The sequence below is a fragment of the Streptomyces sp. CA-251387 genome (assembly GCF_050936625.1).
Lineage (GTDB): Bacteria > Actinomycetota > Actinomycetes > Streptomycetales > Streptomycetaceae > Streptomyces.
Window position 1 is genome coordinate 6,977,501 of sequence record NZ_JBNJMJ010000001.1, and the last position, 21,970, is coordinate 6,999,470.

Annotated in this window: 13 protein-coding genes, 1 tRNA gene and 2 rRNA genes (1 of these 16 only partly in view); 13 read left to right on the forward strand and 3 right to left on the reverse strand. The window is 68.1% G+C overall.

What is annotated here, in order from left to right; translation table 11 throughout:
* The 4 genes from ACQEV2_RS31315 to ACQEV2_RS31330 all read left to right on the forward strand — a co-directional run.
* Window positions 1-1,577, forward strand: a 23S ribosomal RNA gene (locus tag ACQEV2_RS31315); it begins 1,544 nt to the left of the window's first position.
* A 69-nt stretch (window positions 1,578-1,646) separates the two neighbouring features.
* Window positions 1,647-1,763 (forward strand): 5S ribosomal RNA (rrf, locus tag ACQEV2_RS31320).
* A gap of 113 nt (window positions 1,764-1,876) precedes the next feature.
* Window positions 1,877-2,539: a DegT/DnrJ/EryC1/StrS family aminotransferase gene (locus ACQEV2_RS31325; protein ID WP_433054907.1), complete on the forward strand. Its 663-nt coding sequence runs from the start codon at window positions 1,877-1,879 to the stop codon at window positions 2,537-2,539.
* Between the two features lie 77 nt (window positions 2,540-2,616).
* Window positions 2,617-2,692 (forward strand) — tRNA-Thr (locus tag ACQEV2_RS31330).
* Between the two features lie 60 nt (window positions 2,693-2,752).
* On the opposite strand, the gene ACQEV2_RS31335 is transcribed toward ACQEV2_RS31330, so the two are convergent.
* Window positions 2,753-5,503: a SpoIIE family protein phosphatase gene (locus ACQEV2_RS31335; RefSeq protein ID WP_433048861.1), complete on the reverse strand. Its 2,751-nt coding sequence runs from the start codon at window positions 5,501-5,503 to the stop codon at window positions 2,753-2,755.
* Window positions 5,504-5,881: 378 nt separating this feature from the next.
* Between ACQEV2_RS31335 and ACQEV2_RS31340 the strand changes: the two genes are divergently transcribed.
* The 9 genes from ACQEV2_RS31340 to ACQEV2_RS31380 all read left to right on the forward strand — a co-directional run bounded on the left by ACQEV2_RS31340 (window position 5,882) and on the right by ACQEV2_RS31380 (window position 20,259).
* Window positions 5,882-11,356 carry a HAMP domain-containing protein gene (locus ACQEV2_RS31340; protein WP_433048864.1) on the forward strand — a complete coding sequence of 1,825 codons (5,475 nt, stop codon included), beginning with the start codon at window positions 5,882-5,884 and terminating at the stop codon, window positions 11,354-11,356.
* Between the two features lie 244 nt (window positions 11,357-11,600).
* Window positions 11,601-12,281, forward strand: coding sequence for a response regulator (locus ACQEV2_RS31345; protein ID WP_433048867.1), 681 nt, complete (start codon window positions 11,601-11,603; stop codon window positions 12,279-12,281).
* Between the two features lie 187 nt (window positions 12,282-12,468).
* Window positions 12,469-15,210, forward strand: a complete 2,742-nt coding sequence (locus ACQEV2_RS31350) for a DNA translocase FtsK (RefSeq protein WP_433048870.1) — start codon at window positions 12,469-12,471, stop codon at window positions 15,208-15,210.
* 278 nt (window positions 15,211-15,488) lie between these two features.
* Complete coding sequence (locus ACQEV2_RS31355) at window positions 15,489-16,319, forward strand: helix-turn-helix domain-containing protein (RefSeq protein ID WP_433048873.1); 831 nt, start codon at window positions 15,489-15,491, stop codon at window positions 16,317-16,319.
* A gap of 94 nt (window positions 16,320-16,413) precedes the next feature.
* Window positions 16,414-17,895, forward strand: coding sequence for a 30S ribosomal protein S12 methylthiotransferase RimO (gene rimO, locus ACQEV2_RS31360; protein ID WP_433048876.1), 1,482 nt, complete (start codon window positions 16,414-16,416; stop codon window positions 17,893-17,895).
* Window positions 17,892-18,671, forward strand: a complete 780-nt coding sequence (gene pgsA, locus ACQEV2_RS31365) for a CDP-diacylglycerol--glycerol-3-phosphate 3-phosphatidyltransferase (protein WP_433048879.1) — start codon at window positions 17,892-17,894, stop codon at window positions 18,669-18,671. Before rimO ends, pgsA begins: the two co-directional genes overlap by 4 nt.
* Entirely contained in the window at window positions 18,668-19,213 is a 546-nt protein-coding gene (locus ACQEV2_RS31370) for a CinA family protein (RefSeq protein WP_433048882.1), read from the forward strand. Before pgsA ends, ACQEV2_RS31370 begins: the two co-directional genes overlap by 4 nt.
* Before the next feature lie 109 nt (window positions 19,214-19,322).
* Window positions 19,323-19,703, forward strand: coding sequence for a helix-turn-helix domain-containing protein (locus tag ACQEV2_RS31375; RefSeq protein ID WP_019756312.1), 381 nt, complete (start codon window positions 19,323-19,325; stop codon window positions 19,701-19,703).
* Between the two features lie 277 nt (window positions 19,704-19,980).
* Window positions 19,981-20,259 carry a hypothetical protein gene (locus ACQEV2_RS31380; RefSeq protein ID WP_433048886.1) on the forward strand — a complete coding sequence of 93 codons (279 nt, stop codon included), beginning with the start codon at window positions 19,981-19,983 and terminating at the stop codon, window positions 20,257-20,259.
* On the opposite strand, the gene ACQEV2_RS31385 is transcribed toward ACQEV2_RS31380, so the two are convergent.
* On the reverse strand, window positions 20,207-20,968 hold the full coding sequence (locus ACQEV2_RS31385) for an SDR family NAD(P)-dependent oxidoreductase (RefSeq protein ID WP_433048889.1): 762 nt from the start codon (window positions 20,966-20,968) through the stop codon (window positions 20,207-20,209). The genes ACQEV2_RS31380 and ACQEV2_RS31385 overlap by 53 nt on opposite strands.
* 32 nt (window positions 20,969-21,000) lie before the next feature.
* Window positions 21,001-21,906: a DNA-formamidopyrimidine glycosylase family protein gene (locus ACQEV2_RS31390; protein ID WP_433048892.1), complete on the reverse strand. Its 906-nt coding sequence runs from the start codon at window positions 21,904-21,906 to the stop codon at window positions 21,001-21,003.
* Window positions 21,907-21,970 lie beyond the last annotated feature (64 nt).

Consider the following 21,970-nt stretch of genomic DNA (forward strand, 5'->3'; position numbering starts at 1 on the left):
CCAGGCGATGCTAAGTCCGTGAAGCCGCCCCGGAGCCTTCGGGCAAAGGGGAGTGGTGGAGCCGACGAACCAGACCTGTAGTAGGTGAGTGATGGGGTGACGCAGGAAGGTAGTCCATCCCGGGCGGTGGTTGTCCCGGGGTAAGGGTGTAGGCCGTGCGATAGGTAAATCCGTCGCACTTGTGGCTGAGACCTGATGCCGAGCCGATTGTGGTGAAGTGGATGATCCTATGCTGTCGAGAAAAGCCTCTAGCGAGTTTCATGGCGGCCCGTACCCTAAACCGACTCAGGTGGTCAGGTAGAGAATACCGAGGCGTTCGGGTGAACTATGGTTAAGGAACTCGGCAAAATGCCCCCGTAACTTCGGGAGAAGGGGGGCCAGCTCTGGTGAGAGGACTTGCTCCTCGAGCTGGGGGTGGCCGCAGAGACCAGCGAGAAGCGACTGTTTACTAAAAACACAGGTCCGTGCGAAGCCGTAAGGCGATGTATACGGACTGACGCCTGCCCGGTGCTGGAACGTTAAGGGGACCGGTTAGCTCCATTTCGGTGGGGCGAAGCTGAGAACTTAAGCGCCAGTAAACGGCGGTGGTAACTATAACCATCCTAAGGTAGCGAAATTCCTTGTCGGGTAAGTTCCGACCTGCACGAATGGCGTAACGACTTCTCGACTGTCTCAACCATAGGCCCGGTGAAATTGCACTACGAGTAAAGATGCTCGTTTCGCGCAGCAGGACGGAAAGACCCCGGGACCTTTACTACAGTTTGATATTGGTGTTCGGTTCGGCTTGTGTAGGATAGCTGGGAGACTGTGAAGCTTGGACGCCAGTTCAGGTGGAGTCGTCGTTGAAATACCAGTCTGGTCGTGCTGGATGTCTAACCTGGGTCCGTGATCCGGATCAGGGACAGTGTCTGATGGGTAGTTTAACTGGGGCGGTTGCCTCCTAAAGGGTAACGGAGGCGCCCAAAGGTTCCCTCAGCCTGGTTGGCAATCAGGTGTTGAGTGTAAGTGCACAAGGGAGCTTGACTGTGAGACCGACGGGTCGAGCAGGGACGAAAGTCGGGACTAGTGATCCGGCGGTGGCTTGTGGAAGCGCCGTCGCTCAACGGATAAAAGGTACCCCGGGGATAACAGGCTGATCTTCCCCAAGAGTCCATATCGACGGGATGGTTTGGCACCTCGATGTCGGCTCGTCGCATCCTGGGGCTGGAGTCGGTCCCAAGGGTTGGGCTGTTCGCCCATTAAAGCGGTACGCGAGCTGGGTTTAGAACGTCGTGAGACAGTTCGGTCCCTATCCGCTGTGCGCGTAGGAGTCTTGAGAAGGGCTGTCCCTAGTACGAGAGGACCGGGACGGACGAACCTCTGGTGTGCCAGTTGTTCTGCCAAGGGCATGGCTGGTTGGCTACGTTCGGGAGGGATAACCGCTGAAAGCATCTAAGCGGGAAGCCTGCTTCGAGATGAGGACTCCCACCCACTTGATGGGGTAAGGCTCCCAGTAGACGACTGGGTTGATAGGCCGGATCTGGAAGCACGGTAACGTGTGGAGGTGACCGGTACTAATAGGCCGAGGGCTTGTCCATAGAGGCTCGCGTCCACTGTGTTAGTTCTGAGGCAACGACCGTGTTTTTTCCGGTCTAACTTCATAGTGTTTCGGTGGTCATAGCGTGAGGGAAACGCCCGGTTACATTCCGAACCCGGAAGCTAAGCCTTACAGCGCCGATGGTACTGCAGGGGGGACCCTGTGGGAGAGTAGGACACCGCCGAACTCCTTTTATCGGGTTGGACCCGGAACTTCGGTTCCGGGTCCAACCCTTTTTTGTTGTGCGTCACCTGAAGTTCACGTACCGCAACCAACATCCCCCGTATGGGTACTGCTGCAATGCTGAGGGCCGCCGGCGTCGGAGTCGGTGACGAGGTTGTCGTACCGGCCTTCGGGAACGTCGAAGTCGCCGAGGCCGTGGTCATGGCCGGGGCGCTGCCGGTGTTCGCCGACATAGACCCGCTGACTTACTGCCTGGACGCCATCGCTGTCGAGGCGGTCGTCACCCCGCGGACGGCGGCCGTCGTGGCCGTGCACCGCTTTGGTCGGTCGGCCGATATCGCTCGGTTGCACGACATCGGGCAGCGGCATGGGCTGTTGGTGTTGGAGCAGGGGGAGTCCGAGGCTCCGTACGACGAGATGGCTCAGCGCAGGCAGCTGGCCTCCTACCTGGACGCGAAGTTGAAGGGCGTACACACGCCCGACGGCGGTGACGGGCACACCTACCAGCAGTACGTCGTGCGCGTGCCGGGTAACGGGCGGCCGGATCGCGACGCTTTCGCTCGAGCCGTTCGGGCCAGGGGTGTTGAGTGCCGGGTGCCGGTGAAGACGCCCGTGCATCGGCTGCCGGAGTTCCGGCGTTGTGTATCTCTTCCGGAGACCGAGCGGGCCGCTGATGAGACCTTGGCTCTGCCCGTCGACGCCTCACTGACCAAGCGGGACATGCAGCGGATCGTGTCCGCCTGCAACGCGCTCGGAGGACTGCTCCAGCCCGCCTTCTGAAGCGAATTTGGGAGCAGGGCGTGTTCAGGGTATGATCTATTCCGTTGCCGCGAGGGAAACTTCGCAAAAGGCAGCTGGCCCCTATAGCTCAGTCGGCAGAGCGTCTCCATGGTAAGGAGAAGGTCAACGGTTCGATTCCGTTTGGGGGCTCCAGACTGAAGGCCCCGCCCATTCGGGCGGGGCCTTTCTCATGCCCTTCTCCTGATCTCTTCCTCAGTCCTTGTGGAGGCCCGGCACGCGCATCGCCAGGATCGCCATGTCGTCGGACGGGGCGTCCGAGGCGAAGCGTTCGACCGCGCGCATGATGCGGGCCGCGACCGCGCCGGCCGTCAGACCCGTGCAGGTGGTGAGGACGTCAGCGAGGCCGTCGTCGCCCAGCATGCGGCTGCCTTCACGGCGCTCGGTGACGCCGTCCGTGACGCACAGGAGGACGTCGCCCGGGTCGAGGGTGACCGTCTGCTCGTAGAGCTCCAGGTCGTCCATGACGCCGAGGAGGGGCTGGGGTTCGGCGGCCGGCTCGACGGTGCCGTCCTGGCGTAGGCGGAGCGGGAGCGGGTGGCCGGCGCAGACCACCTTCAGCTCGGCACTGCCGTCCTCCTGCGGTCTCAACTCGCCGTAGAGGAGGGTCAGGAAGCGGCTGCGGGCGCCCTCGTCGAGGATGGCGGAGTTCAGGCGCTCCAGCACGGCTGGGCCGCTCAGGCCCTCGCGGGCCAGGAGCCGGAGCGCATGCCGGGCCAGGCCGGTGACCGCCGCCGCGTTCGGGCCCGTACCGCAGACGTCGCCGATGGCGAAGCCGTAGGCGCCGTCGCTGATGGGGAAGAGGTCGTAGAAGTCGCCGCCGACCTCGTTGCCCTCGCCGGCCGCGCGGTAGATGACCTCGACCTCGACGCCGTCGATCTCGGGGAGCTCGGGCGGCAGGAGGCTGCGCTGGAGGGACTGGCTGATGGCCGTGCGCTCGGAGTAGAGGCGGGCGTTGTCCAGGGCGAGGGCGGCTCGGCGGCTCAAGTCCTCGGCCAGTTCCAGGATTTCCTGGCGGAAGTGTTCGTCCGTCGGCTTGCCGAGGGTCAGCATGCCGATGACCCGGTTGCGGGCGACCAGCGGGAGGACCACCGTCTCGCCGCCGACCGCGGAGGCCGTGGCCAGGGTGGGGCCGATGCCGGTGCTGATGCGGCCGACGGGCTCGCCCAGGCCCAGGCTGCGCATGGAGGTGCGCAGGGCGGCCTGGTGGGCGGATTCGGCGGGGGCCGACCAGACGCGGGCGCCGGGGGTGGCGATCGGCTCCGGCGGGGGAATCTTGGACAGCAACGACTTGATGCCGTCGATGAGTTCCTCGTCCTCGTGCAGGACGTACGAGAGGTACGGCTCAGAGGCCTGGTCGGCGATCGTGTAGACCGCGCACCAGGTGGCCAGGGTCGGGACCGTCATCTGGGCCATCAGGGCCAGGGTCTGGTCGCGGTCCAGTGTGCCGGCCAGCAGGTCGGAGGCCTCGACGAGGAAGCTGAGGGAGCCTCGGCGCAGGCGTTCGAGTTCGCCGAGACGGGCGGACTCCACCGCCAGGGCGATGCGGTCGGCGGCGAACTGGAGGCGTAGCGCCTCTTCGTTGGAGTATCTGGCGGGCGCTTCGGCGGCGACGCCGAGGGAGCCGGTGAGGCGGCCCTCCACCTTCAGCGGGACCGTGACGACCGAGCGCATGCCGGTGCCGCGCAGCAGGGGTACGGCGCCGGGGACCATGGTGAGGTCCTCGTGGACCGCCGGCATGCGGGCCGAGCCGTAGCGGCCGGGGCCCGCTTCGACGGGCACGCGCGCGAAGCGCTGGCGGGCGGAGGGCAGGCCGGTCGAGGCGCGGACCTCCAGCTCCGTTTCGTCGTCGGTCGCCAGGAGCAGGAACGCGGAGTCGCCGTCGAGCATGTCGCGGGCGCGTTCCACCGTGCGCTGGAGGAGGCCGTCGAGGTCGTCCGGGGCCGGGGAGCCGATGAACACCTCGAAGGGGTCGGTGCTCTGGGACTCGGAGGTGGTGGAGGTGTCGGAGGGCGGGACGCGCAGCGGGGTCTGCAGCACGGCGCGCTCGTGGTCCCGGACCAGGAGGCACACCGTGGACGGTTCGCCGTCCGTGTCGCGGACGCGGAGGTGGGAGGCATACACCGGGGTGACGCGGCCGTTGGCGCCCCTTATGCCGTAGCTGCCTTCCCAGCGCGAGAGTTGGAGCGCCTCCACGATGCCGGTGCTGGTGCCGGGGGTGTGCGGCCAGGCCGCGAGGTCGGTCAGGGGCTTGCCGATGACCTGCTCCGCGGCGTAGCCGAAGAGATCCTCCGCGTCCTCGTTCCAGGACGAGATGGCGCCCGTACGGTCGATCTGGACCACCGCGACGCGGACGCGGCCGTCGGCGAGCGGGAGGAGGTCGGAGGGCAGGGACGGACCGGCGGCGCGGGTGCCGACCGGGCGCTCGGGGAGGTCCAGTTGGAACCAGACCTGCTTGTGCGTGGGCGTGTACTCGACGCCCCAGCGGGTGGCCAGAGCCGCGCACAGCTGGAGGCCGCGGCCGCCCTCGCGGTCGGGGCTGCCCATGTTGACGGGCGAGCCCTGGAGGGGGATCTCGCGCTCCGGATACCGGTCGGCCACCTCGATCCGCACGCCATCCTCACTGCGCAGACACAGGACGTCCGCAGAGGTGCCCGCGTGCACGACCGCATTGGTCACCAGTTCACTGGTGAGGACTACGGCGTCATCGACGATGTCGGCGAATCCCCAGCCCTGGAGGGTGTCGCGGACGAAGGAGCGGGCGCTCGCGACCGATCGCCCGACGGGATCGAAGCTGGCTGCCGCGCGCGCGGTGATCACAGAACTCCTCGTCCGGTTGTCGACGTGCAGGGCTCCGTGGCCGCCCGGGTCGCGCCGCTGGTGCGGCATCTGCGCGCCCGTCGGCCGGTCCGGGGATGGTCCCCCCGGGATCAGTCCGGTGGTCATGTCCGGCTGCCCCTCCGATGCCCGCTCGTGCTCCTCCTGCCACCGCCCAGGCCGGACGGGACCGGCGCGGCTGGACAGCCGCATGCAAGGTTACTTACCTTCGCCGTCCGTGCGGATGCCGGTCTGCAGTGTTTCCGTCCGGAGGGTGTGCGGACGATGTGCGAAGCTGCCGAACTGTTATGGCCGGGTTCAGGCAGGGTGAAACACTGGGCAAGCTTCTTGTGAAGGTCCAGGCAGGGTGAGTGACATTCGCGTACCGCGGGCAGCAGCCCGTGGTGTGGCCTGGTATATCCGGCAGGAATGCCCAGCAGTAACGGGTACGCCGAGCGGTAGAACCCGAGCACAGCAGTAACGGTCGACCCCTGCGGGAGGGACACAGTGGAGTCTGGCGCAGCGACGCGGGGCACTAAGACGCGCGCGAAAGGCGGACCGTCCCTGAAGAACGAGCGCAAGACGCGAGGCGGGACCACTGCGGTGGACACGGCTGCCCTGAACCGGCTGCTGGCGGCCCTGGTGTCGATGCGCGACGGGAACTTCCGGAAGCGGCTCACGGTGTCCGGGGACGGCGTGATGTCGGAGATCGCCGCGGTTTTCAACGAGGTGGCCGACCGCAATCTCCACCTGACGGGTGAGCTGGCGCGCGTGCGGCGCATGGTGGGACGTGAGGGCAAGCTCACGGAACGGCTGGAGACGGGCGCCTGTGAGGGCTCCTGGGCGGCCGCCATCGACAACTCCAACGCCCTGGTCGACGACCTCGTACGGCCCGTCTCCGAGGTCAGCAGGGTGCTGTCCGCGGTGGCCGAGGGTGATCTGTCGCCGCGCATGGAGCTGCGGACGCAGGCGCCGGACGGGACGGGGCATCCGCTGCGGGGTGAGTTCCTCAAGGTCGGGCGGACTGTAAACAACCTTGTCGATCAGTTGTCGACGTTCACCGACGAGGTCACACGCGTGGCCAGTGAGGTGGGCACCGAGGGCAAGCTCGGCGGGCAGGCACGCGTGCGTGGCATGTCGGGTTCGTGGAAGGACCTCACGGACTCGGTCAACACGATGGCGTACCGGCTGACGGCCCAGGTGCGGGACATCGCGCTGGTGACCACGGCGGTCGCCAAGGGCGATCTGTCCCGGAAGGTCACGGTTCATGTGGCCGGCGAGATGCTGGAGCTGAAGAACACCGTCAACACGATGGTGGACCAGCTGTCGTCCTTCTCCTCCGAGGTGACGCGAGTCGCGCGTGAGGTGGGCACCGAGGGTGAGCTCGGCGGGCAGGCGCAGGTCCCGGGTGTGGCCGGCGTGTGGAAGGACCTCACCGATTCGGTGAACCTCATGGCCGGCAACCTGACCGCGCAGGTGCGAGGCATCTCGCAGGTCACGACCGCGGTCGCCAACGGTGACCTGTCGCAGAAGGTGACCGTGTCGGCGCGCGGTGAGGTCGCGCAGCTCGCGGACACGATCAACCAGATGACCGAGACGCTGCGGATCTTCGCGGACGAGGTCACGCGCGTGGCCAACGAGGTCGGTGCCGAGGGGCGGCTGGGCGGCCAGGCGAATGTGCCGGGCGCGGCGGGGACGTGGAAGGACCTCACGGACTCCGTCAACACCGTGTTCCGGAATCTGACCATTCAGGTGCGGGACATCGCCGCGGTGACGACGGCGGTGGCCAACGGTGATCTGTCGCAGAAGGTCACGGTCGACGTGGCCGGCGAGATGCTCGAGCTGAAGAACACCGTCAACGGCATGGTGGATCAGCTGTCGTCCTTCGGCTCCGAGGTGACGCGTGTCGCCCGTGAGGTCGGTGTCGAGGGTGAGCTCGGCGGGCAGGCGCAGGTGCCGGGTGCGGCGGGGACGTGGAAGGACCTGACGGACTCCGTCAACACGGCGTTCCGGAACCTCACCGGACAGGTGAGGAACATCGCCCAGGTGACCACGGCCGTGGCCAACGGTGACCTGTCGCAGAAGGTCACGGTGGACGTCTCCGGCGAGATGCTCCAGCTGAAGAACACCGTGAACACGATGGTGGACCAGCTGTCGTCCTTCGCCGACCAGGTCACGCGGATGGCCCGGGACGTGGGCACGGAGGGCCGCCTCGGCGGTCAGGCGGTCGTACCGGGTGTGTCGGGTACGTGGAAGGAGCTCACCGACTCCGTCAACTTCATGGCCGGCAACCTCACCTCGCAGGTGCGGCAGATCGCCCAGGTGACCACGGCGGTTGCCCGGGGTGACCTCTCCCAGAAGATCGACGTCGACGCGCGTGGCGAGATCCTGGAGCTGAAGAACACCATCAACACGATGGTCGACCAGCTCTCCGGGTTCGCCGACCAGGTGACCCGGGTCGCGCGCGAGGTGGGTACCGAGGGTCGGCTGGGCGGGCAGGCGCAGGTGCCCGGCGTCGCCGGTGTCTGGCGGGACCTGACCGACTCCGTGAATGGAATGGCAGGAAACCTTACGGCCCAGGTGCGCAACATCGCGCAGGTGGCCACGGCGGTTGCCCGCGGTGACCTGTCGCAGAAGATCACCGTGGATGCGCGTGGCGAGATCCTGGAGCTGAAGAACACGCTGAACACGATGGTCGACCAGCTGTCGTCGTTCGCGGAGGAGGTCACCAGGGTCGCCCGTGAGGTGGGTACGGAGGGCCAGCTCGGCGGTCAGGCCGAGGTGCAGGGCGTCTCCGGCACCTGGAAGGACCTCACCCAGTCCGTGAACTTCATGGCGAACAACCTGACCATCCAGGTGCGTCAGATCGCCGAGGTCACGACCGCGGTCGCCAAGGGCGATCTGTCGAAGAAGATCACTGTTGACGCGAAGGGCGAGATCCTCGAGCTCGTCACGACCGTCAACACGATGGTCGATCAGCTGTCCAGCTTCGCCGAGCAGGTGACCCGGGTGGCCCGCGAGGTGGGTACCGAGGGCATTCTGGGCGGCCAGGCGCATGTTCCGGGCGTCACGGGCATCTGGAAGGACCTCAGCGGCAACGTCAACCTGATGGCCAAGAACCTGACCATGCAGGTGCGGAACATCTCCCAGGTCGCGGCGGCCGTCGCCAACGGTGACCTGACGCGGACGGTGACGATCGAGGCGCGCGGTGAGGTCGCGCAGCTCGCCGACACGTTCAACACGATGGTGAAGACGCTGAGTTCGTTCGCCGACCAGGTCACCAAGGTGGCCCGTGAGGTGGGCACGGACGGCATCCTCGGTGGTCAGGCGCATGTGCCGGGTGTGGCCGGTACGTGGAAGGACCTCACCGAATCCGTGAACCAGATGGCGTCCAACCTGACCGGTCAGGTGCGCAACATCGCCATGGTCACCACCGCCATCGCCAAGGGTGACCTCACCAAGAAGATCGACATTGACGCCCGTGGCGAGATCCTCGAACTCAAGACGACGATCAACACGATGGTCGACCAGCTGTCGTCCTTCGCCGAGGAGGTCACCCGAGTCGCCCGCGAGGTGGGCACGGAAGGACAGCTCGGCGGCCAGGCACGCGTGCGTGACGTCGACGGCACCTGGCGGGACCTGACCGAGTCCGTGAACGAGATGGCCGGGAACCTCACCCGGCAGGTGCGTGCCATCGCGCGCGTGGCGACCGCGGTGACCCGTGGCGACCTGAACCTGAAGATCGACGTGGACGCGTCCGGCGAGATCCAGGAGCTTCAGGACTACATCAACAAGATGATCGCCAACCTGCGCGACACCACGATCGCCAACAAGGAGCAGGACTGGCTCAAGGGCAACCTCGCCCGGATCTCCGCGCTGATGCAGGGTCGCCGCGACCTGGAGGACGTGGCCTCGCTGATCATGAGCGAACTGACGCCGGTCGTGTCCGCGCAGCACGGCGCGTTCTTCCTGGCGATGCCGCTGGTCGACGGCAGGGACATGAGCGCCGAGGGCGAGGACCAGTACGAGCTGCGGATGCTGGGGTCGTACGCCTACTCGATGGGGTCCATGCCGACCTCGTTCCGGCCCGGGGAGGGCCTGATCGGGACGGCCGCCCTGGAGAAGCGCACGATCCTGGTCGAGAACGCGCCCAGCGGCTATCTGAAGATCTCCTCCGGGCTCGGCGAGGCGCCGCCCGCGCAGGTGATCGTCCTTCCGGTGCTGTTCGAGGGCAAGGTGCTCGGCGTGATCGAGCTGGCCTCCTTCACCCCCTTCACGCAGATCCAGAAGGACTTCCTCAACCAGATCGCCGAGATGATCGCGACCAGCGTCAACACCATCTCCGTCAACACCAAGACCGAGGTGCTGCTGAAGCAGTCGCAGGAGCTCACCGAGCAGCTCCGTGAGCGGTCGGCCGAGTTGGAGAACCGGCAGAAGGCCCTCCAGGCGTCCAACGCCGAACTGGAGGAGAAGGCCGAGCTGCTGGCCCAGCAGAACCGCGACATCGAGGTCAAGAACACCGAGATCGAGGAAGCGCGGCAGGTCCTGGAGGAGCGCGCCGAGCAGCTCGCCGTCTCCATGCGCTACAAGAGCGAGTTCCTCGCCAACATGTCGCACGAGCTGCGTACGCCGCTCAACTCGCTGCTGATCCTCGCCAAGCTGCTCGCCGACAACGCCGAGGGCAACCTCTCGCCGAAGCAGGTCGAGTTCGCCGAGACCATCCACGGCGCCGGCTCCGACCTGCTCCAGCTGATCAACGACATCCTCGACCTGTCGAAGGTCGAGGCGGGCAAGATGGACGTCTCCCCGACGCGTATCGCGCTCGTCCAGCTCGTCGACTACGTGGAGGCCACCTTCCGCCCGCTGACCGCGGAGAAGGGCCTGGACCTGTCCGTACGGGTCTCGCCGGAGCTGCCCGCCACGCTGCACACCGACGAGCAGCGGCTGCTGCAGGTGCTGCGGAACCTGTTGTCCAACGCGGTGAAGTTCACCGACTCCGGATCGGTCGAGCTGGTCATCCGGCCCGCCGGGATGGACGTGCCGCAGTCGATCCGGGAGCAGCTGCTGGAGGCCGGATCGCTGACCGAGGCGGACGCGCCGCTGATCGCGTTCTCCGTGACCGACACGGGCATCGGGATCGCGGCCAGCAAGATGCGGGTGATCTTCGAGGCGTTCAAGCAGGCGGACGGCACGACCAGCCGCAAGTACGGCGGTACGGGGCTGGGGCTGTCGATCTCGCGGGAGATCGCGCAGCTGCTCGGCGGGGAGATCCACGCGCAGAGCGAGCCGGGGCGCGGTTCGACGTTCACGCTGTATTTGCCGCTGCACCCGAGCGAACTGCCTCCGCACGGTTACCAGCAGCAGCTGCCGGCCCTTGACCCGGGCGACCTGGTGGCCTCGGCCGCCGATCTGGCGGAGCTGTCCGACGTGGAGATCGAGACACCGGCCGAGGTGCGGTCGTACCGGGAGACGCAGAACGGCGCCGCCGCGCTCTTCAGGCGCCGCCGCAGGGCCGCGACCGAGCTGGAGCAGCGGCCGGTGCAGCAGGAGCAGTGGTCGGCGGCGGAGCAGGAGGCCGTGCCGCAGTCGTTCCGGGGTATTCGGTTCGGCGGTGAGAAGGTGCTGATCGTCGACGACGACATCCGTAACGTCTTCGCGCTGACCAGCGTCCTGGAGCAGCACGGCTTGTCCGTCCTGTACGCCGAGAACGGCCGTGAGGGCATCGAGGTGCTGGAGCAGCACGACGACGTGGCGGTCGTCCTGATGGACATCATGATGCCGGAGATGGACGGGTACGCGACGACCACGGCGATCCGCAGGATGCCGCAGTTCGCCGGGCTCCCGATCATCGCGCTGACCGCCAAGGCGATGAAGGGTGACAGGGAGAAGGCGATCGAGTCGGGCGCTTCCGATTACGTGACGAAGCCGGTCGACCCCGATCATCTGCTGGCGGTGATGGATCAGTGGATGAGGGAGCAGTGACAGGAACCAACAGTGTTCACACGGAGTTGCTGACTCAGTGTGCTCGAAGCCGTGTAGAAGTGCGGGATTCGGGGAACCTTCTGGTCTCCTGCTGCGTTTCTGCTACGTGCACAGTGACATCGCGGTGACAGGGTGTGGCGACAGGCGGGGTGCGGCTACCATGACCGGCACGAGGGCGGGCGGCGTAAGGGAGTCGTCCCCTGGGGCGGAGCCCGGTGCACTGCCGGGGCGAGGAGGGCGGGCCATGGTGCAGAAGGCCAAGATCCTCCTGGTCGATGACCGGCCGGAGAATCTGCTGGCGCTGGAGGCGATCCTCTCTGCGCTCGATCAGACCCTGGTGCGGGCATCGTCCGGGGAGGAAGCGCTCAAAGCACTGCTGACGGACGACTTCGCGGTCATTCTGCTGGACGTCCAGATGCCGGGAATGGACGGTTTCGAAACCGCCGCGCACATCAAGCGGCGGGAACGGACCCGGGACATCCCGATCATCTTCCTCACCGCGATCAACCACGGCCCGCACCACACCTTCCGTGGCTACGCGGCGGGCGCGGTGGACTACATCTCCAAGCCGTTCGACCCGTGGGTGCTGCGGGCGAAGGTCTCCGTGTTCGTCGAGCTGTACATGAAGAACTGCCAGCTGCGCGAGCAGGCGGCGCTGCTGCGGCTCCAGTTGGAGGGCGGCGGCAAGTCCGGGGGCGCCGAGACGAAGGAGCCGGCGGGCCTGCTGGCCGAGCTGTCGGCGCGGCTCGCCGCGGTCGAGGAGCAGGCCGAGGCGCTGTCCAAGCAGCTGGACGACGAGTCGGCGGACGCGGCGGCGGTGGCCACGGCGGCCCATCTCGAACGCAAACTCACGGGATTGCGGCGGGCGCTGGACGCACTGGAGCCGGGCGCCGGGAGCGCGTCCTCGGTGCCTTCGCAGAACTGACGGCCGCAGAACTGACGGCGCGACGGCGCCGGTTGGCGGGGGAACTCCCTCGCGGAAGCGCCGGAATGTCCTGTACGTGACCGGTCCGTGAACCGGCGTCAGTTCGCCGCATCCGCAAGTGCGACACGAACGGGTGAAGCAGTGGGCACACGTGTCCACTGTCTTCTCCACCGGTAACCTCACATCCATGGCCTCACGTTCCTCCGCAGCCAAGAAGCCGCCCGCGAAGAAGGCGGCCGCTTCAGCGAAGGCTCCGGCGAAGAAGGCCGCCGCCAAGAAAGCCCCCGCCAAAAAGGCGCCGGCCAAGAAGGCCGCGGCGAAGAAAGCCGCGCCGCCGCCGAAGCCCGCACCGAACCCCACCGGGGGCATCTACCGGCTCGTGCGCGCCGTCTGGCTCGGGCTCGCGCATGCCGTCGGCGCGGTGTTCCGCGGCATAGGGCAGGGCGCGAAGAACCTCGACCCCGCCCACCGCAAGGACGGCATCGCGCTGTTGCTCCTCGGCCTCGCGCTGATCGTCGCCGCCGGCACCTGGTCCAACCTGCGCGGTCCCGTCGGCGACCTCGTCGAGATCATCGTGACCGGCGCCTTCGGCCGGCTCGACCTGCTCGTGCCGATCCTGCTCGCGGTCGTCGCCGTACGGTTCATCCGGCACCCCGAGAAGCCCGAGGCCAACGGCCGGATCGTCATCGGTCTGTCCGCGCTCGTCATCGGCGTGCTCGGCCAGGTCCACATCGCCGTCGGCTCGCCCGCCCGCAGCGACGGCATGCAGGCCATAAGGGACGCCGGTGGGCTGATCGGCTGGGGTGCGGCGACCCCGCTGACGTACACCATGGGCGAGGTCCTCGCCGTACCGCTGCTCGTGCTGCTCACGATCTTCGGTCTGCTGGTGGTCACTGCCACCCCCGTCAACGCCATCCCGCAGCGACTGCGGCAACTGGGCGTGAAGCTCGGCATCCTGCCCGACCCCGACGAGGACGAGGAGTTCGCCGAGGACGAGCAGCGCTACGACGACCAGTGGTGCGAGGCGCTGCCCGCGTCGCGCGGCCGCAGGCGCGGTCCGGCCCCCGAGGCGTACGACCCCGACAGAGCCGAGCAGGAGGCCCTCTCGCGGCGTCGTGGGCGCCCGAGGCGCTCCGCGGTGCCGCAGCCCGAGATGGACCGTCCCATGGACGCTGTGGACGTCGCGGCGGCCGCCGCTGCCGCGCTCGACGGCGCCGTCCTGCACGGGATGCCGCCCTCGCCGATCGTCGCCGACCTCACCCAGGGCGTCAGCGTGGGCGACCGCGCGGAGACCACCCCGGTGCCGACGCCCGTCCCGGCCGCGCGCCCCAAGCAGGAGAAGCTGCCCAAGACCGAGGTCCCGGACCTGACCAAGGCCGAGGTGCCCGACCTCACCAAGTCCGCGCCCGACGAGATCCGCGACCTGCCTCCGCGCGCGGAACAGCTCCAGCTGTCCGGTGACATCACGTACTCGCTCCCGTCGCTCGACCTGCTCGAGCGCGGCGGCCCCGGCAAGTCGCGCAGCGCCGCCAACGACGCCATCGTCGAGTCGCTCACCACCGTCTTCACCGAGTTCAAGGTCGACGCCCGCGTCACCGGCTTCACGCGCGGGCCGACGGTCACGCGCTACGAGGTCGAGCTCGGGCCCGCCGTGAAGGTCGAGCGGATCACCGCGCTGACCAAGAACATCGCGTACGCCGTCGCCAGCCCGGACGTGCGGATCATCAGCCCGATCCCCGGCAAGTCCGCGGTCGGCATCGAGATCCCGAACACCGACCGCGAGATGGTCAACCTCGGTGACGTACTGCGCCTCGCGGCCGCCGCGGAGGACGACCACCCGATGCTGGTCGCGCTCGGCAAGGACGTCGAGGGCGGCTATGTGATGGCCAACATCGCGAAGATGCCGCATGTGCTGGTCGCCGGTGCGACCGGTTCCGGTAAGTCGTCGTGCATTAACTGCTTGATCACTTCGGTGATGATGCGCGCGACCCCGGAGGACGTCCGCATGGTCCTGGTCGACCCCAAGCGCGTCGAGCTGACCGCCTACGAGGGCATCCCGCACCTGATCACGCCGATCATCACCAACCCGAAGCGGGCCGCCGAGGCACTGCAGTGGGTCGTACGGGAGATGGACCTTCGGTACGACGACCTGGCGGCGTTCGGCTACCGGCACATCGACGACTTCAACGAAGCCGTTCGCAACGGCAAGGTGAAGGCGCCGGAGGGCAGTGAGCGCGAGCTTCAGCCGTACCCCTACCTGCTGGTCATCGTCGACGAGCTCGCCGACCTGATGATGGTCGCGCCGCGCGACGTCGAGGACGCGATCGTGCGTATCACGCAGCTCGCGCGCGCGGCCGGCATCCACCTGGTGCTCGCCACGCAGCGGCCCTCGGTCGACGTCGTCACCGGTCTCATCAAGGCGAACGTCCCGTCACGGCTCGCCTTCGCCACGTCGTCGCTCGCGGACTCGCGCGTCATCCTCGACCAGCCCGGCGCCGAGAAGCTGATCGGCAAGGGCGACGGGCTGTTCCTGCCGATGGGCGCGAACAAGCCCACGCGTATGCAGGGCGCGTTCGTGACCGAGGAGGAGGTCGCGGCGGTCGTCCAGCACTGCAAGGACCAGATGGCGCCCGTCTTCCGGGACGACGTCGTCGTAGGGACGAAGCAGAAGAAGGAGATCGACGAGGACATCGGCGACGACCTCGACCTGCTGTGCCAGGCGGCCGAGCTGGTGGTCTCCACGCAGTTCGGGTCGACGTCCATGCTGCAGCGCAAGCTGCGGGTCGGGTTCGCCAAGGCCGGGCGGCTGATGGACCTCATGGAGTCGCGCGGCATCGTCGGGCCCAGCGAGGGCTCCAAGGCTCGTGACGTTCTTGTGAAACCTGATGAGCTGGATGGCGTGCTCGCCGTGATCCGCGGGGAGGCTTAAAGGGAGTCCGGGGCGGAAACGGACGCGATGGTCGTCGTACGGGCGGGTGGGCGAGGAGCCGATGCCCGATCGTGACTCATCCGTAAGGGATCATTGAGCAACCGTTTCCCGTCGACGTACGTCAAGTTGAGCGAAGCGACAACCTCGTACCCCACCATCAGCGTGTCCGGCCATTCTGATGGCGTATAAAGTCCCACCGCCCGGTTGCCTCACCCTTTCGCACCCCCCCTAGACTGAACCTCCAGCACAGGTGGCTTAAACGCTCGAAAGGCGCCCCCGTGTCCATCGGCAACTCCCCTGAAGACGAGCGTCCGTTCGAAGACGTGTCCGAGGAAGCCCGCCCCTCGATCGGCCGTGCCCTGAGGCAGGCCCGCATCGACGCCGGGCTCACCGTCGACGACGTCAGCAGCGCCACCCGGGTCCGCATCGCCATCGTGCATGCCATCGAGGCGGACAACTTCGCTCCCTGCGGGGGCGACGTGTACGCCCGAGGCCACATCCGGACCCTGGCCAAGGCCGTCCACCTCGATCCGGCTCCACTTCTCGCCCAGTACGACGCCTCCCACGGCGGACGACCGGCGCCGACCCCGGCTGCCCCGCTGTTCGAGGCGGAGCGCATCCGTCCCGAGCGGCGCGGGCCCAACTGGACGGCGGCCATGGTCGCCGCGATCGTCGTGGTGATCGGCTTCGTCGGGTTCACCGCGTTCAAGGGCGGGGACGAGGGCGGCAAGTCGGCGGTGGCCGAAGGCGGCACGACGCCCACGGCCGACAAGACCACGCCCACCCCGAAGACCGACAAGCCCAAGGACCCGAAGCCGTCGGACAGCGCCATCGCGGCCGTCCCCCAGGACAAGGTGACCGTCCAGGTCAGCGCCGCGGACGGCAGGAGCTGGATCTCCGCCAAGGACCACAACGGCAAGCTGCTCTTCGACGGACTCCTCAAGCAGGGCGACTCCAAGACGTTCCAGGACAGCGAGAAGATCAACCTCGTCCTCGGCGACGCGGGCGCGATCGACCTCTACGTCAACGGCAAGAAGATCGAGGACGACTGGCAGCCGGGCGCGGTGGAGCGCCTCACGTACACCAAGGGCGACCCGCAGGCCGGATAAGTCCGGCTGAAGGGGTGAGCTGCGGACGGGGTTGGCCAAGATCGGCCAACCCCGTCGACGTGGGGTGTCAGTGAGACAAAGTAGTCTTGAGCCCATGCCTGAACGCCGTACCGTCGCACTCGTCACTCTTGGCTGCGCCCGTAACGAGGTGGACTCGGAGGAGCTCGCAGGCCGCTTGGAGGCGGACGGCTGGGACCTCGTGGAGGACGCCGCGGACGCAGATGTCGCCGTGGTCAACACGTGTGGCTTCGTCGACGCCGCCAAGAAGGACTCCGTCGACGCGCTCCTGGAGGCCAACGATCTCAAGGGGCATGGGAGAACCCAGGCCGTCGTGGCGGTGGGCTGCATGGCCGAGCGGTACGGCAAGGACCTCGCCGAGGCCCTCCCCGAGGCCGACGGCGTGCTCGGCTTCGACGACTACGCGAACATCTCTGACCGCCTGCAGACCATCCTGAACGGCGGCATCCACGCCGCGCACACCCCGCGCGACCGGCGCAAGCTGCTGCCGATCAGCCCCGCCGAGCGGCAGGAGTCGGCGGCCGGCGTCGCGCTTCCCGGGCATGCCCCCGCCGACCTTCCGGAAGGGCTCGCTCCGGCCTCCGGCCCCCGTGCGCCCCTGCGCCGCCGCCTCGACGGCTCCCCGGTCGCCTCGGTGAAGCTGGCCTCCGGCTGCGACCGGCGCTGCTCCTTCTGCGCCATCCCGTCCTTCCGCGGCTCCTTCATCTCCAGGCGCCCGAGTGACGTCCTGAACGAGACGCGCTGGCTCGCCGAGCAGGGCGTCAAGGAGATCATGCTGGTCTCCGAGAACAACACCTCGTACGGCAAGGACCTGGGCGACATCCGCCTGCTGGAGTCCCTCCTGCCCGAGCTCGCCGAGGTCGACGGCATCGAGCGGGTACGCGTGAGCTACCTGCAGCCGGCCGAGATGCGGCCCGGACTGATCGACGTGCTGACGTCGACCCCGAAGGTCGCCCCGTACTTCGACCTGTCCTTCCAGCACTCCGCCCCCGACGTGCTGCGCGCGATGCGCCGCTTCGGCGACACCGACCGCTTCCTGGAGCTGCTCGACACCATCCGCGGCAAGGCGCCCCAGGCCGGTGTGCGCTCCAACTTCATCGTCGGCTTCCCCGGCGAGACCGAGGCCGACCTGGCCGAGCTGGAGCGGTTCCTGAACAGCGCGCGACTGGACGCCATCGGTGTCTTCGGCTACTCCGACGAGGAGGGCACGGAGGCCGCGACGTACGACAACAAGCTCGACGAGGACGTCGTCGCCGAGCGGCTGGCACGTGTCTCCCGGCTGGCCGAGGAGCTCGTCTCGCAGCGGGCCGAGGAGCGCGTCGGGGAGACCGTGCACGTGCTCGTGGAGGCGGTGGACGCCGAGGACTCGGCGGAGGGTGCGTACGGCCGTGGGGCGCACCAGGCGCCGGAGACGGACGGCCAGGTGCTGCTCACGAGCGGCGCGGAGCTGACCATCGGTCGTATCGTCGAGGCGAAGGTGGTCGGTACGGAGGGCGTCGACCTGGTGGCCGAGCCGCTGCAGGGCACGCTCGCGTGTAGTGAGGAGGCGGGCAGATGACCGGAGTTCCGGCGTCCGCCGCGGGTGGCTCCTCCCCGGCGGGTGCGGCAGGCAAGGCGAGTGCGTTGAGTGCGTCCAAAGCCGGTGGCTCGAAGGCGACCGGCGCGGAACGAAGTGGCGCCGAAGCCGGTGCACCGGACGATGCGAAGCCCGCGCGCGGTGGGAAGATCGTGGCGGCGGCCGTCAACCAGGCCAGTGTCTGGAACATCGCCAACTTCCTGACCATGCTCCGACTGGTCCTCGTGCCCGTCTTCGTCGTGCTCATGCTGGCCGAGGGTGGATACGACCCCGCATGGCGCTCGTTCGCCTGGGCGGCCTTCGCCATCGCCATGATCACCGACCTGTTCGACGGTCATCTGGCCCGGACGTACAACCTCGTCACCGACTTCGGGAAGATCGCCGACCCCATCGCCGACAAGGCGATCATGGGGGCGGCGCTGATCTGTCTGTCGGCGCTGGGCGATCTGCCGTGGTGGGTGACGGGAGTCATCCTCGGCCGGGAACTCGGGATCACCCTTCTGCGTTTCCTGGTCATCCGGTACGGCGTGATCCCGGCGAGCCGGGGCGGCAAGCTCAAGACCCTCACGCAGGGCGTGGCCGTCGGGATGTACATCCTGGCGCTGACGGGGTGGCTGGCCACTCTGAGGTTCTGGGTGATGGCTGCGGCGGTCGTCCTGACCGTGCTGACCGGGCTCGACTATGTGAGACAAGCCATTGTGCTGCGCAGGCAGGGAATCGCCGAGCGCAAGGCCGCGTTGGAGGAGACGGAAGCGTGAATTCCACGGCCGCCGACGTCGTGCGACTACTTACGGTGAGGGGCGAGACGCTTGCTGTCGCCGAGTCGCTGACCGGCGGGCTGGTTGCAGCGGAAATCACAGCCGCCCCTGGGGCATCGAAGGCCTTCCGGGGGTCGGTGATCGCCTATGCCACCGAGTTGAAGCATCAGCTGCTCGGCGTCGACGCCACTCTGCTGGCGCAGCACGGAGCGGTGAATCCGCAGGTCGCGGCCCAGATGGCGGCCGGCGTGCGGAAGGCTCTGGGGGCCGACTGGGGCATCGCGACGACCGGCGTCGCGGGACCCGAGAGGCAGGACGGACAGCCCGTGGGAACGGTTTTCGTGGCCGTGGACGGGCCCTTGAGCCCTGGTTCCGGTTCCGCCGGTGGCGGAAAAGTGGAGGCGCTGCGGTTGAACGGCGACCGCGCGGAAATTCGTATGGAGAGTGTACGGAGCGTACTCGCACTGCTCCTGAAGGAGCTTGCGAGCGAACACACTGGGAATGAGCGGGCACAGGATACGGAACGGAACGGGGGGTTTTGATGTTTGCAGCCCTGAGTGAACACGACATCGCTCCCCGCACGGCCGCGGCGCAAGGCGGTACGGTGGGGCGTGAAGGATGCGGCTACGCGGTCCGAGGAGGGAGCCACCGATGATTCTGCTCCGTCGCCTGCTGGGTGACGTGCTGCGTCGGCAGCGCCAGCGCCAGGGCCGTACTCTGCGCGAAGTCTCCTCGTCCGCCCGAGTTTCACTCGGCTATCTCTCCGAGGTGGAGCGGGGGCAGAAGGAGGCTTCCTCCGAGCTGCTCGCCGCGATCTGCGACGCGCTGGACGTACGGATGTCCGAGCTCATGCGGGAAGTGAGCGACGAACTCGCGCTCGCCGAGCTGGCCCAGTCCGCTGCGGCCACCCCCAGCGAACCTGTCCCCACGTCGGTCCGTCCGATGCTGGGTTCCGTGTCGGTGACCGGTGTGCCACCGGAACGGGTGACCATCAAGGCGCCTTCCGAGGCGGTGGACGTGGTCGCCGCGTAACGGTGCCGCCGGTGCGCATGGAATGACCATGTGCTGAGGAGTTGTGTGAGGCCCCGGCCGGGCCTTCCCCAGGGAGACCTGGGGGAGTGCGGTCGGGGTTTCGTGCTGTGCGGAGCGTGCAGGTCCGTTTGCCGGTGGGTGGCCCGGCGGTCATCGTGGAGGGTGTGACGGCGCCTGACGCGCCGTGATGGCGTTGGCCCGCGCTGCATCCGTGTGCCGTCGGTGCGCCCTCCCGGCGGGTGAACGGGCGCCCTAGCCTCGGGCTGGAGGTGAGTGGATGGCACGGCCGATAGCGCGCTGGGGGGCGGCTCTCGGGTTGGGTGCGCTGTGGTGGTGGGCCGTGCTGCGGCTTGCGCTGGTGCCGGAAGCGGGGGTGCTCGAAGGGGCCGTGGCAGCCGGAGGGTGGGGTCTGAGCCTGTTGCCGGTGCACTGTGTGCCGAAGGCGCGGGCCGTGGGAGCCGTCGACCCGCGGCGCTGGGCGCAGGCCTGGCGGGCGGGGCGGGCTACCACGGCATCGCCACACCACCGTTCGGACGAAGGATCTGCCCCGTCGTGAAGGATGAGGCGTCCGACGCCAGATGCAGTACGGCGTGGGCGACGTCCTCCGGTTCGCCGACCTTGCCCAGCGGCGACATCCGGGCCATGAACGCCTCCGTCTGCGTCTGGGCTTCGCCGTGGCGGTCGGTCATGGGCGTGCGGATCCAGCCCGGTGCGACCGCGTTGACCCTGATGCCGTACCGGCCGACCTCGTTCGCCAGGGTCTTCGTGAGCTGCACGACGGATGCCTTGGCCGCGCCGTAGCAGAGCAGGCCGGGGCCGCCGGTGTCGACGGCGCCCGAGGCCATGGTGATGATGCTGCCCTTGATGTGCTGGGCGAGCATCGCGCGGGCGGCCTCCTGGCAGGCGTAGAGCACCCCCTTGAAGTTGACGTTCAGCACACGGTCGAGGTCCTCGTCACGGGTCTCCAGGACCGGGCTGCTGTGCATGATCCCGGCGACCGCGGCCATCACATCCAGGCGCTCGCAGGAGGCGACGGCCTGGCGGAGCTTGTCGCGGTCGGTGACGTCGAGGTGGTGGGTGTGGGCGGTGCCGCCGCTCGCCTTGATCAGGGTCGCCGTGTCGTGCAGGCCCTGGGCATCACGGTCGGCGCAGTGCACGGTGGCGCCGGCCTCGGCGAGCAGCACGGCCGAGGCGCGGCCGATGCCGCTGGCCGCGCCGGTGACGAATGCGGTGCGTCCGGTGAGGTCGTACGCCTTGACGGCCATGAAGGGACGGTACGAGGGTTTCTGACGGTCCGTCAATTACTCGTACGGTGCCGAGTTCCGCGGCGTGAGGTGGTGCCGGGTGTCGTGCTCGGGGCCGGGCCCGCCTGGCAGTTGGGGCACCAGTAGGTGGGGCGCTCGCGGGAGCCGTCGCCCTGGTCGGCCGCGCGGATCGGGGTGGTGCAGCGCAGGCAGGGGCGATTCGTGCGGCCGTACACGAACAGGTCCTGGCCGCGGCGGCCCGTCGTACTGCGGATCGGGCGGTCCCGGTTGGCTTCCAGAAGCTTCTTGGCGAGTACGGGCAGTTGGGCGGTGTGCTCGGCGGGGAGGGCGCCGACCGGGAGCCAGGGGGTGACGCGGAGCAGGAAGCAGAGCTCGCTCTTGTACACGTTGCCGATGCCGGCGAGGTTGCGCTGGTCCAGCAGGGCTTCGCCGAGGGGGCGGGCGGGGTCCGCGAGGAGGTTGGCAAGGGCGCGGTCGGGGTCCCAGTCCGGGCCCAGGAGGTCGGGGCCGAGGTGGCCGACGGCGCGGTGTTCCTCGGTGGTGCGCAGGAGCTCCAGGACGGGGAGGCGGTAGCCGACGGCTGTGTGGGTGGTGCGGGTGGTGCCGGTGGTGTGGTTGGTGCCGGTCGTGTGGTTGGTGCGGGTCTCGGTGGCAGCGAGGATCACGCGGATCTGGTGGGCGGGACCGCCCGTCCACCGCTGCTGGTCGGTGTACACCTTCCAGGAGCCTTCCATCCCCAGGTGCGAGTGCAGCGTCAGGCCGCCCTCGACACGGGTGAGGAGGTGTTTGCCGCGTGGGGTGACGTCCAGGACGTGGCGGCCCGTGAGGTCGACCGTGGCGTACTTCGGCACCCGGAAGTCGGTGCGGGTCAGCGTCCTGCCCGCGAGGGCGGTGTGCAGCCGTTTCGCGGTTTGCCAGACCGTGTCTCCTTCGGGCATGGGTCAAGGGTGGCATGGGGGTGGGGTGCGGCGTCGGCGGTGCGGGTGCGGGTGCGGGTGCGGG

Coding starts and splice junctions, on each gene's coding strand:
- ACQEV2_RS31345 (WP_433048867.1), top strand. CDS start 11,601: ATGGTGCAGAAGGCCAAGATCCTCCTGGTCGATGACCGGCCGGAGAAT.
- ACQEV2_RS31335 (WP_433048861.1), bottom strand. CDS start 5,503: ATGACCACCGGACTGATCCCGGGGGGACCATCCCCGGACCGGCCGACG.
- ACQEV2_RS31375 (WP_019756312.1), top strand. CDS start 19,323: ATGATTCTGCTCCGTCGCCTGCTGGGTGACGTGCTGCGTCGGCAGCGC.
- ACQEV2_RS31385 (WP_433048889.1), bottom strand. CDS start 20,968: ATGGCCGTCAAGGCGTACGACCTCACCGGACGCACCGCATTCGTCACC.
- ACQEV2_RS31325 (WP_433054907.1), top strand. CDS start 1,877: ATGCTGAGGGCCGCCGGCGTCGGAGTCGGTGACGAGGTTGTCGTACCG.
- ACQEV2_RS31390 (WP_433048892.1), bottom strand. CDS start 21,906: ATGCCCGAAGGAGACACGGTCTGGCAAACCGCGAAACGGCTGCACACC.
- rimO (WP_433048876.1), top strand. CDS start 16,414: ATGCCTGAACGCCGTACCGTCGCACTCGTCACTCTTGGCTGCGCCCGT.
- ACQEV2_RS31350 (WP_433048870.1), top strand. CDS start 12,469: ATGGCCTCACGTTCCTCCGCAGCCAAGAAGCCGCCCGCGAAGAAGGCG.
- pgsA (WP_433048879.1), top strand. CDS start 17,892: ATGACCGGAGTTCCGGCGTCCGCCGCGGGTGGCTCCTCCCCGGCGGGT.
- ACQEV2_RS31380 (WP_433048886.1), top strand. CDS start 19,981: ATGGCACGGCCGATAGCGCGCTGGGGGGCGGCTCTCGGGTTGGGTGCG.